14 protein-coding genes are annotated in these 14,317 nt (G+C 72.2%); 9 read left to right on the plus strand and 5 right to left on the minus strand.

Annotated features, from left to right (window positions below; translation table 11 throughout):
* Positions 1 to 615: 615 nt before the first annotated feature.
* Positions 616 to 2,121 carry a peptide MFS transporter gene (locus AQJ66_RS10025; RefSeq protein WP_061919256.1) on the minus strand — a complete coding sequence of 502 codons (1,506 nt, stop codon included), beginning with the start codon at positions 2,119 to 2,121 and terminating at the stop codon, positions 616 to 618.
* Positions 2,122 to 2,630: 509 nt separating this feature from the next.
* Here AQJ66_RS10025 and AQJ66_RS10030 point away from each other — a divergent pair.
* Both AQJ66_RS10030 and AQJ66_RS10035 read left to right on the plus strand, forming a co-directional pair.
* Positions 2,631 to 3,308, plus strand: coding sequence for a response regulator transcription factor (locus AQJ66_RS10030; protein WP_061919258.1), 678 nt, complete (start codon positions 2,631 to 2,633; stop codon positions 3,306 to 3,308).
* Positions 3,309 to 3,347: 39 nt separating this feature from the next.
* Positions 3,348 to 4,619, plus strand: coding sequence for an ATP-binding protein (locus tag AQJ66_RS10035; RefSeq protein ID WP_061919260.1), 1,272 nt, complete (start codon positions 3,348 to 3,350; stop codon positions 4,617 to 4,619).
* Positions 4,620 to 4,628: 9 nt separating this feature from the next.
* Here AQJ66_RS10035 and AQJ66_RS10040 read toward each other — a convergent pair whose 3' ends face one another.
* On the minus strand, positions 4,629 to 5,129 hold the full coding sequence (locus AQJ66_RS10040) for a GtrA family protein (RefSeq protein WP_061919262.1): 501 nt from the start codon (positions 5,127 to 5,129) through the stop codon (positions 4,629 to 4,631).
* Between the two features lie 181 nt (positions 5,130 to 5,310).
* On the opposite strand from AQJ66_RS10040, the gene AQJ66_RS10045 reads away from it, so the two are divergent.
* The 3 genes from AQJ66_RS10045 to AQJ66_RS10055 are packed head-to-tail and all read left to right on the plus strand — an operon-like array spanning position 5,311 to position 8,164.
* Positions 5,311 to 6,450, plus strand: coding sequence for a 5-(carboxyamino)imidazole ribonucleotide synthase (locus tag AQJ66_RS10045; RefSeq protein WP_079060159.1), 1,140 nt, complete (start codon positions 5,311 to 5,313; stop codon positions 6,448 to 6,450).
* The gene (purE, locus tag AQJ66_RS10050; RefSeq protein ID WP_079060160.1) at positions 6,447 to 6,971 is read left to right on the plus strand and encodes a 5-(carboxyamino)imidazole ribonucleotide mutase; all 525 of its coding nucleotides are present in this window, start codon (positions 6,447 to 6,449) and stop codon (positions 6,969 to 6,971) included. Before AQJ66_RS10045 ends, purE begins: the two co-directional genes overlap by 4 nt.
* A 5-nt stretch (positions 6,972 to 6,976) precedes the next feature.
* Entirely contained in the window at positions 6,977 to 8,164 is a 1,188-nt protein-coding gene (locus tag AQJ66_RS10055; RefSeq protein WP_061919266.1) for a dipeptidase, read from the plus strand.
* 7 nt (positions 8,165 to 8,171) lie between these two features.
* Here the strand turns inward: AQJ66_RS10055 and AQJ66_RS10060 are convergent, their stop codons facing one another.
* Both AQJ66_RS10060 and AQJ66_RS10065 read right to left on the minus strand, forming a co-directional pair.
* The gene (locus tag AQJ66_RS10060; protein ID WP_061919268.1) at positions 8,172 to 8,576 is read right to left on the minus strand and encodes a VOC family protein; all 405 of its coding nucleotides are present in this window, start codon (positions 8,574 to 8,576) and stop codon (positions 8,172 to 8,174) included.
* Between the two features lie 22 nt (positions 8,577 to 8,598).
* Positions 8,599 to 8,949 (minus strand): VOC family protein, encoded by a 351-nt coding sequence (locus AQJ66_RS10065; protein ID WP_061919270.1) that lies wholly within the window; start codon positions 8,947 to 8,949, stop codon positions 8,599 to 8,601.
* Between the two features lie 94 nt (positions 8,950 to 9,043).
* Here AQJ66_RS10065 and AQJ66_RS10070 point away from each other — a divergent pair, with 94 nt between their 5' ends.
* Positions 9,044 to 9,550 carry a CGNR zinc finger domain-containing protein gene (locus AQJ66_RS10070; RefSeq protein WP_061919272.1) on the plus strand — a complete coding sequence of 169 codons (507 nt, stop codon included), beginning with the start codon at positions 9,044 to 9,046 and terminating at the stop codon, positions 9,548 to 9,550.
* A gap of 651 nt (positions 9,551 to 10,201) precedes the next feature.
* On the opposite strand, the gene AQJ66_RS10075 is transcribed toward AQJ66_RS10070, so the two are convergent.
* Positions 10,202 to 11,545 (minus strand): UDP-glucose dehydrogenase family protein, encoded by a 1,344-nt coding sequence (locus tag AQJ66_RS10075; protein ID WP_061919274.1) that lies wholly within the window; start codon positions 11,543 to 11,545, stop codon positions 10,202 to 10,204.
* A 188-nt stretch (positions 11,546 to 11,733) separates the two neighbouring features.
* Between AQJ66_RS10075 and AQJ66_RS10080 the strand changes: the two genes are divergently transcribed.
* The 3 genes from AQJ66_RS10080 to AQJ66_RS10090 all read left to right on the plus strand — a co-directional run bounded on the left by AQJ66_RS10080 (position 11,734) and on the right by AQJ66_RS10090 (position 14,305).
* Positions 11,734 to 12,891: an acyl-CoA dehydrogenase gene (locus tag AQJ66_RS10080; protein ID WP_061919276.1), complete on the plus strand. Its 1,158-nt coding sequence runs from the start codon at positions 11,734 to 11,736 to the stop codon at positions 12,889 to 12,891.
* Between the two features lie 159 nt (positions 12,892 to 13,050).
* Positions 13,051 to 13,413: a four-helix bundle copper-binding protein gene (locus tag AQJ66_RS10085; protein ID WP_061919277.1), complete on the plus strand. Its 363-nt coding sequence runs from the start codon at positions 13,051 to 13,053 to the stop codon at positions 13,411 to 13,413.
* A gap of 121 nt (positions 13,414 to 13,534) precedes the next feature.
* Positions 13,535 to 14,305, plus strand: coding sequence for a class I SAM-dependent methyltransferase (locus AQJ66_RS10090; RefSeq protein WP_061919424.1), 771 nt, complete (start codon positions 13,535 to 13,537; stop codon positions 14,303 to 14,305).
* Positions 14,306 to 14,317: the final 12 nt, after the last annotated feature.

A 14,317-nucleotide genomic window follows, 5' to 3' on the forward strand; every position in this document is an offset into this window, starting at 1 on the left:
CGCGGGGTCGGCCGCGGCACGACCGTCCTCGCGCCGCGTCTCGCGGTACGCGCGGAACGGTGTCCCGGGCCAGGACCTGGACCGCGCGCCGCGCCCCTCCTCGTCCGCCCGCGCCCCGCCATGCGCACGCGGTTCACCGAACCCTGCCCGCACCACCCGGCGGTCGACGTGGGCGACGTGACCCCGACCGTCACGGCACCCGGCGGAGCGCGGGACACGGCGACGGTGACGGCCGGACTCCCCGCCCCGGGAGGCGACGGGGATCGCCGCACGCCGGCGCAGCCGCCGGCGAACCGGGCCACCGAAGGCGGGGCGGAGCCGACGCCGGGAGCGCTCGGGCGAGCGGCACCGCGCACCGACCGCCGCCGCCCGCGCGGGCGGCGGCGCTCGCGCTGCCCCCGCTCCTGTCCGTGCTTCCGTTCCCGCTCACCGCGACCCCCGGCCGACGCGGCGGACGGACCTGACGCCAGGCTCTCGAAGTCCGAGGCGGGAACCGGTGCCCGGTGACCGCCGACGGGAGCCACCGGCGGGCGCACACGCTGACACGCCCCTCACGCGCGGAGGGCCACCGCGTCCCCAGGGATGCGGTGGCCCTCCGGCAGGCTCACGACACGGTCAGTTGACGCTGCCCATGAGCTTCTTGACCTTGTTGCGGTACATCCACACGGCGAGACCGGCGACCACGGCGAGCCCGGCCTCCAGGGCGACGAAGCCCATCCGGTCGAGGTTGACCCCGCCGACGGCCGGGTTGGACAGCAGCGCGGTGATCGAGTCGCCCGCGGTGACCGCGAGGAACCAGACGCCCATCATCTGCGAGGCGTACTTCTTCGGCGCCATCTTCGTCGTCACCGACAGACCCACCGGCGACAGCGTCAGCTCACCGACGGTCTGCACGAAGTAGATGCCGACCAGCCACAGCGCCGCGGCCTTGTGACCGCCCTCGGCGATCGACAGGGGAGCGAGGAAGAGGAAGAACGACGCACCGACCAGCACCAGACCGGAGGCGAACTTCACGATCGTGCTCGGCTCCTTGCCGCGCCGGTTCAGCCACAGCCAGAGCCAGGCGAAGACCGGCGCCAGGGCCATGATCATGACCGGGTTGACCGACTGGTACCAGGAGACCGGGAACTCCCAGCCGAAGATCGTGTTCTCGGCCTTGCCGTCGGCGAACAGCGACAGGGTCGAGCCGCCCTGGTCGTAGATCATCCAGAAGACGGCGGCGGCGACGAAGAACCAGATGTACGCCGACACCTTCGACTTCTCGGCGGCGTCCAGGTCCCGGTCCCGCAGGATCCGGCCGATGACCACGATCGGGACGATCAGGCCGATCACCGTGAGCGGGATCAGCGCCCAGTTCAGCGTGAAGTGGCCGGAGAAGCCGACGGCACCGTAGAAGACGGCGGCGATGGCCAGCCAGATGAGGCCCTTGCGCAGCGTGGCGGCCTTCTGCGCGGGGGTCAGCGGCGTCGGGACGACGCTGCTCTCCTCGCTCAGGTGGCGGCTGCCCAGCAGGTACTGGGCCAGACCCAGCGCCATGCCGAGCGCGGCCAGCGCGAAGCCGAAGTGCCAGTTGTAGTTCTCACCGACGGTGCCGATGATCAGCGGCGCGGCGAACGCGCCCAGGTTGATGCCGATGTAGAAGAGCGTGAAGCCGCCGTCGCGGCGCGGGTCGTCCGGGCCCTTGTACAGGTGGCCGACCATCGTGGAGATGTTGGCCTTCAGCAGGCCCGAGCCTATGGCGACGAGGCCGAGGCCGACGAAGAAGCTGACGGCCGCCGGCAGCGCCAGGCAGAGGTGGCCGATCATGATGATCAGACCGGAGACGGCCACCGTCTTGCGGGGACCGAGGACGCGGTCCGCGAACCAGCCGCCGGGCAGGGCGAGCAGGTACACGAGCGACACGTACACCGAGTAGATCGCGGTCGCCGTGCCCGCGCTCAGGTGCAGGCCACCCGGGGCCACCAGGTACAGCGGGAGCAGGGCCCTCATGCCGTAGTAGGAGAAACGCTCCCACATCTCGGTCATGAAGAGAGTGGCCAGTCCGCGGGGGTGGCCGAAGAAGGTCTTCTCGGACCCGGGGGTGCCCGGGCGGACCGAGTCCTTCGTCAGGCTGGACGCCATGGTCGTTCCTTGCTGGTTCGGGACGCGCGTGGAGCGTTGCGCGCCCGGTGGGGGTGTCGGCCGGCACCGGCTGGATCGAGCGTCCACCCCCCCACGCCCGAGGGGAGCCCGCCCCGGATCACGGAGCGGCGGACGGCGACCACCGGGATCCACGCTCCGTGACGACGCTGTCGTGCGCCCGGAGCCCGGCCAGAGGTCATTCCTTTCAGGGCTGATCCTTCTCAGCCCGCACACAAAAGAGACCCTCAGCGACAACTGCCCGCCAAAGGTCCCCGGTGTGCTACAGGCGTACACGTCACTGTACGTCAGGACACTGCCTGATATGGAAGGACTTGAGACGCGGATCACAGGTGTCGCGGGAACCGCGGCAGTGGTTTCGAAGGTCTCTTCTACGATCGCATCCCCACGACAATGGTTCGTACCACTGCGCGGGGAGCCTGCGGGGAAGGTAAGAATCCCTGGAAGCGATCACACCCCGGCACCGTGCGCGGGCGGTCTACCATCACTGCATGACCCGTGTACTGCTCGCCGAGGACGACGCGTCCATCTCGGAGCCGCTGGCCCGCGCCCTGCGCCGGGAAGGTTACGAGGTCGAGGTGCGCGAGGACGGACCCACCGCGCTCGACGCCGGAATGCAGGGCGGCGTCGACCTGGTCGTGCTGGACCTCGGCCTGCCCGGCATGGACGGCCTCGAGGTCGCCCGCCGGCTGCGCGCCGACGGCCACGCCGTGCCGATCCTCATCCTGACCGCGCGGGCCGACGAGGTGGACACCGTCGTCGGCCTCGACGCGGGCGCCGACGACTACGTCACCAAGCCCTTCCGGCTCGCCGAACTGCTCGCCCGCGTGCGGGCCCTGCTGCGCCGCGGCGCCGCCGAGCCGCAGCAGCCGCCGGCCACCCACGGGGTGCGCATCGACGTCGAGTCCCACCGGGCGTGGATGGGCGACGAGGAACTCCAGCTCACCGCCAAGGAGTTCGACCTGCTGCGGGTGCTGGTGCGGGACGCCGGGCGGGTGGTCACGCGCGACCAGCTGATGCGGGAGGTCTGGGACACCACCTGGTGGTCCTCCACCAAGACGCTGGACATGCACATCTCCTGGCTGCGCAAGAAGCTCGGCGACGACGCCGCGAACCCGCGGTACATCGCCACCGTGCGCGGCGTCGGCTTCCGGTTCGAAAAGAGCTGAACCCCGCCCGGGGTCCGGCACCACCTCAGGTAACAGGACATGCGCCGACGTCTCATCCAGTCCACCCTTGCCGTCGTGCTGGTCGTGATCGCCGTCTTCGGGGTCTCCCTCGTGATCGTCGAGACGCGCACCATCAGCAACAGCGCCCAGGAACGGGTGGAGTCCGAGGCCCTGCGCCTGGCCAGCATCGTGGACAGCCGGATCCTCGCCTCGGAGAAGGTCGACGCCGAGGCCCTGCGCAACCCGGTCAGCAAGGACCAGTACGCGGTGATCCGCCGGCCCGGGCTCCCGCCGATCGAGATCGGCACCAGGCCGCGCGGTGACGTCATCCACTCCACGCAGACCGGCGAGGAGGGCGAGACGGTCACCGTGCAGGAGCCGCGCTCAGCGGTGACCCGCGAGGTCGGCCGGACCCTGCTGATCATCGGCCTCGTGGCACTGCTCGCCGTCGTCGCCGCCGTGCTGCTCGCCGTACGCCAGGCCAACCGGCTCGCCTCCCCGCTGACCGACCTCGCCGAGACCGCCGAACGGCTCGGCTCCGGCGACCCGCGCCCCCGCCACAAGCGCTACGGCGTCCCCGAGCTGGACCGCGTCGCCGACGTGCTGGACTCCTCCGCCGAGCGGATCGGGCGCATGCTCACCGCCGAGCGGCGCCTGGCCGCCGATGCCTCCCACCAGCTCCGCACGCCGCTGACCGCGCTGTCCATGCGGCTGGAGGAGATCACCCTCACCGACGACCCGGACACGGTGAAGGAGGAGGCGAACGTCGCGCTCACCCAGGTCGAGCGGCTCACCGACGTCGTCGAGCGGCTGCTCACCAACGCCCGCGACCCGCGCACCGGCTCCGCCGTCACCTTCGACCTGGACGAGGTCATCCAGCAGCAGCTCGCCGAGTGGCGCCCCGCCTACCGCAGCGCCGGCCGGGCCGTCGTCAGCTCCGGCAAACGGCACCTGCAGGCCGTCGGCACGCCCGGCGCGGTCGCCCAGGTGCTGGCCGCGCTGATCGAGAACTCCCTCATGCACGGCGGCGGCACCGTCGCCCTGCGCACCCGGGTCACCGGCAACCAGGCCGTCGTGGAGGTCACCGACGAGGGGCCCGGCGTCCCCGCCGACCTCGGCGCGCGGATCTTCGAGCGCACCATCAGCGGGCGCAACTCCACCGGCATCGGCCTGGCCGTGGCCCGCGACCTCGCGGAGGCCGACGGGGGCCGCCTCGAACTGCTCCAGGCCCAGCCGCCGGTCTTCGGTCTCTTCCTGTCCCGCACGCCCCCGGCCCGCAGGTCGGAGGAGGACCAGCCGACGGTCCGCTGACGCCCGCCGTCAGCGGACGTGCTGCCTCGGCGCGGGCCGGTGCGGCTCCAGGGCCGGCTCCCCGCTCGCCACCACGGCCTCCCGGGCGGGCATCGCCCGGAACACCCAGCTGCGGTAGGACCAGAAGCGGAACAGGGTCGCCACGCCGATGCCGATGAACTTGAAGACGTTGCTCTGCAGCGGGGTGTCCCAGCCGAACCCGTAGGTCGCCAGGTACAGCAACCCGTTCTCGATGACCAGGCCGATCGCGCTGAACAGCAGGAACAGCGTGAGCTCCCGGGTGCGGCCGCCCTTGTCGCGGTCCCGGTACGTCCAGTAGCGGAAGCCGACGTAGTTGAAGGCGATCGCGACGACCGTCGCGATGATGCTGGCGCGCACCACCGGCAGCTCGGAGACGTGCCGGACCAGGTTGAACACGCCGAGATTGACAAGGACGCCGGCGCCTCCGACGGCGCCGAACTTGGCCACCTCGCGCACGAGACGTCGCAGCCCCGAGGAACGCCGTTCCATGGCTGTACCGCTCCCGTCCGTAGGTTTCGTCACCCGGCCATGCTAGCCAGGCGCCCGCGCCGATGCCTGCGCACCAGGCCACAGCTTGGGAACAGGTCGGGAAGAGGGGGGAAAGTCCCGGGTAAGAGCCGGTGAGAGGGACGCGATCGGGGCAGGCCGGCGCGGCCGATACGCTAGAGGGGTGACGTTCCCGGTAGTCGGCATGGTCGGCGGGGGGCAGCTCGCGCGTATGACGCACGAGGCGGGCATCCCGTTGGGCATCAGGTTCAAGCTCCTCAGTGACACTCCTCAGGACTCCGCGGCTCAGGTCGTGAACGATGTCGTCGTCGGCGACTATCGCGATCTGGAGACGCTGCGCGAGTTCGCGCGCGGGTGCGACGTGATCACCTTCGATCACGAGCACGTGCCCACCGAGCACCTCAGGGCCCTGGAGGCGGACGGCATCCCCGTGCGCCCCGGGCCCGACGCGCTGGTGCACGCCCAGGACAAGGGCGTGATGCGCGCGAAGCTCGACGCGATCGGCATCCCCTGCCCGCGCCACCGGATCGTGACCGATCCGGCCGACGTGGCGGCCTTCGCGGCGGAGGGCGACGGATTCCCCGTCGTGCTCAAGACCGTCCGCGGCGGCTACGACGGCAAGGGCGTGTGGGTCGTGGACTCGGCCGAGGAGGCCGCCGAGCCCTTCAGGGCGGGCGTGCCGGTCCTCGCCGAGGAGAAGGTCGACTACGTCCGCGAGCTCGCCGCCAACGTCGTACGCTCCCCGCACGGCCAGGCCGTCGCCTACCCGGTGGTCGAGTCCCAGCAGGTGAACGGCGTCTGCGACACCGTGATCGCCCCGGCTCCCGGCCTGGACGAGGACCTGGCGCTGAAGGCCGAGCAGATGGCCCTGACCATCGCCAAGGAGCTCGGCGTCGTCGGGCACCTGGCCGTCGAGCTGTTCCAGACCCGCGACGGCCGCATCCTCGTCAACGAACTGGCGATGCGCCCGCACAACTCCGGCCACTGGACCCAGGACGGCGCGATCACCTCGCAGTTCGCCAACCACGTCCGCGCGGTCCTCGACCTGCCCCTCGGCGACCCCCGCCCGCGCGTCCGGTGGACCGTCATGGTCAACGTCCTCGGCGGCGACTTCCCGGACATGTACTCCGCGTACTTGCACTGCATGGCCCGCGACCCGAAGCTCAAGATCCACATGTACGGCAAGGACGTGAAGCCCGGCCGCAAGGTCGGACACGTCAACACCTACGGCGACGACCTGGACGACGCACTGGACCGCGCACGTCACGCAGCCGGCTACCTGAGAGGCACGATCACCGAATGAGCCCCGTTGTTGGCATCGTCATGGGGTCGGACTCCGACTGGCCCGTCATGGAGGCCGCGGCCAAGGCCCTGGACGAGTTCGAGATCGCCTACGAGGTCGACGTCGTCTCCGCGCACCGCATGCCCCGCGAGATGATCGCGTACGGCGAGCAGGCCGCCGAGCGCGGGCTGAAGGCGATCATCGCCGGGGCCGGGGGCGCCGCCCACCTGCCGGGCATGCTCGCGTCCGTCACCCCGCTGCCGGTCATCGGCGTGCCCGTGCCGCTGAAGTACCTGGACGGCATGGACTCGCTGCTGTCGATCGTGCAGATGCCGGCCGGCGTCCCGGTCGCCACCGTCTCCGTCGCCGGCGCCCGCAACGCGGGTCTCCTGGCGGCTCGCATGCTCGCCGCGCACGACGAGGACCTGCTGCAGAAGATGCGCGACTTCCAGCAGGACCTCAACGACCAGGCCACCGAGAAGGGCAAGCGGCTGCGCTCCAGGACCGAGGGCGCGGGCGGCGGCTTCGGTTTCGGGAAGTGAGGCCGGTGACCTCGCTGGACGACGCCCGCGCGCTGCTGCGCGAGTTCCCCGTCGTGGACGGGCACAACGACCTGCCGTGGGCGCTGCGCGAGCAGGTCCGCTACGACCTCGCCGCCCGCGACGTCGCCGTACGGCAGGACGCCCACCTGCACACCGACCTGCCCCGGCTGCGCGAGGGCGGGGTCGGCGCGCAGTACTGGTCGGTGTACGTGCGCTCGGACCAGCCGGGCGCCGTGCCGGCCACGCTGGAGCAGATCGACTGCGTCCGGCAGCTGATCGACCGGTATCCCGGGCAGCTGCGGGCCGCGCTGACGGCGGCCGACATGGAGGCGGCCCGCGCGGAGGGCCGGATCGCCTCCCTCATGGGCGCCGAGGGCGGCCACTCGATCGAGAACTCCCTCGGCACGCTGCGCTCCCTGTACGCGCTCGGCGTGCGCTACATGACGCTCACCCACAACGACAACGTGGACTGGGCGGACTCGGCGACCGACGAGCCCGCCGTCGGCGGCCTGTCCGCGTTCGGCCGCGAGGTCGTCCGCGAGATGAACCGGCTCGGCATGCTCGTCGACCTGTCCCACGTGGCGGCCACGACCATGCGGGACGCGCTGGACGCCTCCGCCGCGCCGGTGATCTTCTCGCACTCCTCGGCCCGCGCCGTCTGCGACCACCCGCGCAACATCCCGGACGACGTCCTGGAGCGGCTGCCCGGCAACGGCGGCATGGCGATGGTGACCTTCGTGCCGAAGTTCGTGCTCCAGGCCGCCGTCGACTGGACGGCCGAGGCCGACGACAACATGCGCGCGCACGGCTTCCACCACCTCGACACCAGCCCGGAGGCGATGGCGGTCCACCGCGCCTTCGAGGAGCGCACCCCGCGCCCGGTCGCCACGGTGGCCACGGTCGCCGACCACCTCGACCACATGCGCGAGGCCGCGGGCGTCGACCACCTCGGCATCGGCGGCGACTACGACGGCACCGCGTTCACCCCGGACGGCCTGGACGACGTCTCCGGCTATCCGAACCTGATCGCCGAACTCCTCGACCGCGGCTGGTCCAGGGCCGACCTGGCCAAGCTCACCTGGCAGAACGCGGTCCGGGTGCTCGGCGCGGCGGAGGACGTGGCCCGTGACCTCCGGGCCACCCGCGGCCCGTCCCACGCCACCATCGAGTCCCTGGACGGCGAGGGGCGCTAGCCGCGCGTCACTCCTGCCCGGCCGGACGCTCGATGCGGCACAGGCAGAAGGGGTGCCCGGCCGGGTCGGCGTACACCTGGAAGTCCTTCTTCTCCCGGTCCTCCAGGTCCAGCGGGCGGGCGCCCAGCGCCAGCACCTTCTCGTGGGCCGCGTCGACCTCGTCCCAGGTCGGGCCCGCGTCGAAGTCCAGGTGGAACTGCTGCGAGTCCCGGTCGGCGCGGGGCCACTGCGGCGGCGTGAACCCCTCGGCCCGCTGGAAGGCGAGCCGTGGCCCGTCCGGCACCTTCAGCACCACCCAGTCGTCGTCCCCGGCCTCGGGCGTGCCGCCCGCGACCGCCGCGTAGAACGCGGCCAGCGCGTGCGGGTCGGGGCAGTCGAGGACGACGGAGCGCAGACGCGCGACCGCAGGCATGGGCCCTCCCGGTATCGGTTCGTCAGCAGGCGCAGAGGCAGAACGGGTGCCCGGCCGGGTCGGCGTAAACCCGGAAGGTGGCCTGCCGGTCCAGCGGCTTGGCGCCCAGCTCCAGCACCCCCTTCTCCGCCGCGTCCAGATCCTCCACCACCAGGTCCAGATGGAACTGCTGGGAGGCGTCGGCCGCGGGCCACTTCGGCGGGACCAGCCCCGGCGCGCGCTGGAAGGCCAGCGCCTGGCCACCGGGCACCTTCAGGTCCACCCATTCCCCGTCGCCCTCCACCGTGCCGCCCAGCACCCCGGCGTAGAAACCGGCCAGCGCGCGCGGATCGGGACAGTCCAGGACGACGACACCCAGCTTCGCGAGAGCCATGACTCCTCCTCGGGTCACCTGTGCAGTTACCCCTAGATGCGGGTAACCAGTAACGGTTACTGCATGCTGCCGTATAAGAGGTAACGTCGCAAGCATGAGTGAGAGATCGGCCGCGCCCGGAGGCCTCGCGCTGGTCGAGGCGCTGGTGAACACGCTCGACATCGAGTCCGGCCACGACTCGCTCGACACGCCGGAGGGCCGCGCCCGCTTCGGGCTCACCGAGGACGAGGTGCCGGCCGCCCGCACCCTGCGCGAGTCGCTGCGCGCCACGCTGCTCGCCCACGCCGGCCACCCGCCGCACCGCCCGGTCACCCCGCTCGGCGCGCTGCTCGCCCACGCCCCCCTGCGCATCGCCGTCGACGAGCACGACGGCTCCGCGACCCTGGCCCCCGCCGACACCGGCCCACTGCTCTCCCGGGTCGCCGCCGCCGTCGCCGAGGCGCTGGTCGCGGGCACCTGGACCCGGCTGAAGGCCTGCGAGGCGGAGACCTGCCACTGGGCCTACTACGACCGCAGCCCCGCGGGACGCGGCCGCTGGTGCTCGATGCAGGTGTGCGGAGCGCGCGCCAAGATGCGCCGGTACCGGGCGAAGGAGGCGTGAACCACAAGGAGTTCACCGGCCACCTGTGTGCCCCGTGGTGCAGAATGCGGGAAGACGCCGGTTCGGCCGACTGAGCCTCGGCCGAACCGGCGTCCCCCGCGATGCGCTCTGCGAGTCGCCCCAGGCCCTGCCGGGCCGCCGTCCCGCCCCGCGCCCGGGCACGCGCGGGAGCACCTCCACCGCCCCGTCCCGGGCCGCGACCGCCCGCGGGCCGCCGACCGCCGGCTTGACCAGGCTCGTGCGGCCACGCAAGGGAGCCTCCGTCGCCCCGGCCCGGGCAGCGACAATCGGCCGGCGTCGCTTCTCCCGCGCTCCGATCGGCCGGTCAAGCCGCGGACGTGGGGTCCGGGCACGGGCATCCGCCCGCGGGCCGTGGGTCGTTGGCTCGGCCAGGCTTGTGCGGGGCCGCCGTCGCGTCCAAGCAAGGGGAGCGTCCACCGCCCCGGCCTGGGCCGGTCGGCCGCCGTAGTTTCTCCCGCGATCTGATCGGCCGGTCAAGCCGCGGACGTTGGGTCCGGGCACGGGCATCCGCCCGCGGGCCGTCGGTCGCCGGTTCCCCAACGCTCGGGTGGGGCCCCGTGGCGCCCGCGTCAGGGCGCCCCCACCGCGCCGGCTCGGGCCGGTCGGCCGCCGTCGCCTTCCCGGGCAGGCCTACGCGTTGGGTCGGCCCATCGCCCGGTACGTCCAGCCGGCCCGGCGCCACAGCTCCGGGTCCAGCGTGTTGCGGCCGTCCAGGAGTACCCGGTCCGCCACCAGCTCGCCCAGCGCCGCCGGGTCCAGCTCGCGGAACTCCCGCCACTCCGTCAGGTGCAGCACGACGTCGGCGCCCCGGACCGCCTCCGACGCCGTATCCGCGTACCCCAGGGTCGGGAACACCCGCCGGGCGTTGTCCATCCCCTTCGGGTCGTACACCGTCACCTGGCCGCCCTGCAGATGGATCTGCCCGGCCACGTTCAGCGCCGGCGAGTCCCGCACGTCGTCCGAGTCGGGCTTGAAGGTGGCGCCCAGCACCGCGACCCGCCGGCCCAGGAACGAGCCGCCGCCGAGGGCCTCGCGCGCCATCTCCACCATCTGCCCGCGCCGGCGCATGTTGATCGAGTCGATCTCCCGCAGGAACGTCAGCGCCTGGTCCGCGCCCAGCTCGCCGGCGCGCGCCATGAACGCCCGGATGTCCTTCGGCAGACAGCCGCCGCCGAAGCCGATCCCGGCCCGCAGGAACTTCTTCCCGATCCGGTCGTCGTACCCGATGGCCTCCGCCAGCCTCGCCACGTCACCGCCGCCGGCCTCGCACACCTCCGCCATCGCGTTGATGAACGAGATCTTCGTGGCCAGGAAAGAGTTCGCCGCCGTCTTCACCAGCTCGGCGGTCGGGAAGTCGGTCACCACGAACGGCGTACCGCCCGCCAGCGGGGTGGCGTACACCTCCCGCAGCAGTTTCTCGGCGCGCTCGCTGCGCACGCCGACCACGATCCGGTCCGGGTGCAGGGTGTCCTGCACCGCGAACCCCTCGCGCAGGAACTCCGGGTTCCACGCCAGCTCCGCGTCCGCCCCAGCGGGCGCGTGCTCGGCCAGGTACGCGGCCAGCCGCTCCGCCGAGCCCACCGGCACCGTCGACTTGCCGACCACCAGCGCGGGACCGCGCAGGTGCGGGGCGAGCGAGGCGACGGCCGCGTCGACGTACGACATGTCCGCCGCGTAGTCCCCGTGCCGCTGCGGCGTGTTCACGCAGACGAAGTGCACGTCGCCGAACTCGGCCACCTCGGCCCAGTCCATCGTGAACCTCAGCCGCCCCGAGGACCCCTCGAAGCCCGCCACGTGCCGGCGCAGCAGATCCTCGAGCCCCGGCTCGTACATCGGGGTCTCGCCGCGCTCCAGCATGGCGATCTTCTCGGGCACGACGTCGAGCCCGAGCACCTCGAAGCCGAGCTCGGCCATGGCCGCGGCGTGGGTGGCGCCGAGATAGCCGGTGCCGATCACGGTGATCTTCAGGCTCATGGGTGCTCCAGAGGGTACGCGTCGGGTGCGAGGGCGAGCATAGCCAAGGCATGCGCGAGGCCTTGAGCGGGCAACTTTCCCGCTGTCGCCAACCTCACGTAGGCGCGTCCCCGGGAGACCCTTAAAATTTGAGTTACTTAACGGTAATTAGCGTCAGTAATCACTGCGTCTTTGGAGCGTGAGAGACCGTGGCCGGATCGGCTGACTTCGACCTGTACCGCCCGTCCGAGGAGCACGACATGCTCCGCGACGCCGTCCGCTCCATGGTCGAGGCGAAGATCGCGCCGTACGCCGCGGCGGTGGACGAGGAGGCCCGCTTCCCGCAGGAGGCGCTGGACGCCCTCGTGGCGGGCGACCTGCACGCGGTGCACGTACCCGAGGAGTACGGCGGCGCGGGCGCCGACGCCCTCGCCACCGTCATCGTGATCGAGGAGGTGGCCCGCGCCTGCGTCTCCTCCTCCCTGATCCCCGCGGTGAACAAGCTGGGCTCCCTGCCGGTGATCCTCTCCGGCTCCGAGGACCTGAAGAAGAAGTACCTGGCGCCGCTCGCCAAGGGCGACGCGATGTTCTCGTACTGCCTCTCCGAGCCGGAGGCGGGCTCGGACGCCGGCGGCATGAAGACCAAGGCCGTCCGCGACGGCGACCACTGGGTCCTCAACGGCGTGAAGCGCTGGATCACCAACGCGGGCGTCTCCGAGTACTACACGGTCATGGCCGTGACCGACCCCGAGAAGCGCACCAAGGGCATCTCCGCCTTCGTCGTCGAGAAGTCCGACGAGGGCGTCTCCTTCGGCGCCCCGGAGAAGAAGCTCGGCATCAAGGGCTCCCCGACCCGCGAGGTCTACTTCGACAACGTCCGCATCCCCGCCGACCGCATGATCGGCGCGGAGGGCACCGGCTTCGCCACGGCGATGAAGACGCTGGACCACACCCGCATCACCATCGCCGCCCAGGCCCTCGGCGTCGCCCAGGGCGCCCTCGACTACGCCAAGGGCTACGTCCAGGAGCGCAAGCAGTTCGGCAAGCCGATCGCCGACTTCCAGGGCATCCAGTTCATGCTGGCCGACATGGCCATGAAGATCGCCGCCGCCCGCGCCCTGACGTACCAGGCCGCGGCGGCCTCCGAGCGCGGCGACGCCGATCTCACCTTCCAGGGCGCGGCCGCCAAGTGCTTCGCCTCGGACGTCGCCATGGAGGTCACCACGGACGCCGTCCAGCTCCTCGGGGGCTACGGCTACACCCGCGACTACCCGGTGGAGCGGATGATGCGGGACGCGAAGATCACGCAGATCTACGAGGGCACGAACCAGGTCCAGCGGATCGTGATGGCCCGCAACCTGCCGTAACGGCCGCGGACTCACGCTCATCGGGAAGGCGCCCTGCGGGGCGCCTTCCGTCCGTTGCGGGCCCTCCTGACCGGTCGGTCACATGCGGGCGGAGGCGGGGCGGCGTAGGACGGAAGCACCCAGGGCCCGCTCCGGGCCCCTGAGCCCCGAGGAGGAGCCATGACCCAGCCCGCAGCCATGACCCCGATGAGCAAGGAGATGCAGGACTGCGTCGAGGCCTGCATGGCGGCGCACACCGTGTGCGAGGAGACCATGAGCTGCTGCCTGCAGATGGGCGGCCAGTCCCAGATGCAGATCATGCGCGCGCTCATGGACTGCTCCGAGACGACCCGGATGTGCGCCGACATGATGATGCGCCGCTCACCCATGTCCCAGGAGATGTGCGCGATGTGCGCCAGGGCGTGCGACATGTGCGCCGAGGCGTGTATGTCCATGCCGGACGACCAGCAGATGATGCGCTGCGCGGACGCGTGTCGGCGCTGCGCCGAGATGTGCCGGACGATGGCGGGCGCCACGATGTGACCCCGCGCGTGTGAGAGCGGTCGAGGGCACCCCTGCCGGGTGCCCTCGATCGTTTGTGCGGCATGCTGGTGCCGTGAACGGGGCGGAAGCGACAACGGCCTTCGACGCGGCCGAGCGGACCATGTGGGCGGGGCGGACCGAGGCGTACGCCGGGAGTTTCGGGCGGCTGTGCGCGTATCCCGTGCCCGCCCTGCTGGACGCCGCCGGCGTCGGCGCCGGGACCCGGGTCCTCGACGTCGGCACCGGCACCGGCACGGCCGCGCTCGCGGCGGGGGAGCGGGGCGCCCTGGTGCGGGCCGTGGACGCCGACCCGGGCATGGTCGCCGAGGCGTGCCGGCGGGGAGTGGCGGCGGAGGTCGCCGTCCTGCCGCGGCTGCCGTTCGCGGACGGCGCGTTCGACGCCGTGGTCGGGAACTTCGTGCTCAACCACGTGGGCCGGCCGCGCACCGCCCTCGCCGAGCTGCGCCGGGTGCTGCGGCCCGGGGGTCGCCTCGCGGTGACGCTCTGGGGTGCCCGGCGCGGGGCCGGGCAGGAGCTGCTCGGACAGGCGTGCGCCGCCGGAGGGGCCGTACCGCCGGCGTACCTGCCGCGCCTCGCCCCGGACGAGGACTTCACCCGGACCCCGGACGGCCTGGCCGCCCTCCTCGCGGAGAGCGGCTTCGGCGGTGCCGAGGCCGCCGAGCTGGAGTGGGACCACCGGGCGACCGTCGAGGAGTGGTGGAGCGGGGTGGCCGCCGGCGTCGGCAACGTCGGCCTGGTCGTCACCTCCCAGGATCCGGAGACCGCCGGCCGGGTCCGGCGGGAGTACGAGCGGCTGAGCGCCCGGTACGACGAAGGGGAAGGGCTGCTGGCCCTTCCCCATGTCGCGCTGCTCGCCTCCGCGGCGGCCTGAGCCGGACCCGAG

The sequence above is a fragment of the Streptomyces bungoensis genome (assembly GCF_001514215.1).
Lineage (GTDB): Bacteria > Actinomycetota > Actinomycetes > Streptomycetales > Streptomycetaceae > Streptomyces > Streptomyces bungoensis.

What these genes read in the sequence shown, in the direction of transcription:
- AQJ66_RS10025 (WP_061919256.1), bottom strand. Translation starts at nt 2,121, where the DNA reads ATGGCGTCCAGCCTGACGAAGGACTCGGTCCGCCCGGGCACCCCCGGG.
- AQJ66_RS10030 (WP_061919258.1), top strand. Translation starts at nt 2,631, where the DNA reads ATGACCCGTGTACTGCTCGCCGAGGACGACGCGTCCATCTCGGAGCCG.
- AQJ66_RS10035 (WP_061919260.1), top strand. Translation starts at nt 3,348, where the DNA reads ATGCGCCGACGTCTCATCCAGTCCACCCTTGCCGTCGTGCTGGTCGTG.
- AQJ66_RS10040 (WP_061919262.1), bottom strand. Translation starts at nt 5,129, where the DNA reads ATGGAACGGCGTTCCTCGGGGCTGCGACGTCTCGTGCGCGAGGTGGCC.
- purE (WP_079060160.1), top strand. Translation starts at nt 6,447, where the DNA reads ATGAGCCCCGTTGTTGGCATCGTCATGGGGTCGGACTCCGACTGGCCC.
- AQJ66_RS10060 (WP_061919268.1), bottom strand. Translation starts at nt 8,576, where the DNA reads ATGCCTGCGGTCGCGCGTCTGCGCTCCGTCGTCCTCGACTGCCCCGAC.
- AQJ66_RS10065 (WP_061919270.1), bottom strand. Translation starts at nt 8,949, where the DNA reads ATGGCTCTCGCGAAGCTGGGTGTCGTCGTCCTGGACTGTCCCGATCCG.
- AQJ66_RS10070 (WP_061919272.1), top strand. Translation starts at nt 9,044, where the DNA reads ATGAGTGAGAGATCGGCCGCGCCCGGAGGCCTCGCGCTGGTCGAGGCG.
- AQJ66_RS10075 (WP_061919274.1), bottom strand. Translation starts at nt 11,545, where the DNA reads ATGAGCCTGAAGATCACCGTGATCGGCACCGGCTATCTCGGCGCCACC.
- AQJ66_RS10085 (WP_061919277.1), top strand. Translation starts at nt 13,051, where the DNA reads ATGACCCAGCCCGCAGCCATGACCCCGATGAGCAAGGAGATGCAGGAC.
- AQJ66_RS10090 (WP_061919424.1), top strand. Translation starts at nt 13,535, where the DNA reads ATGTGGGCGGGGCGGACCGAGGCGTACGCCGGGAGTTTCGGGCGGCTG.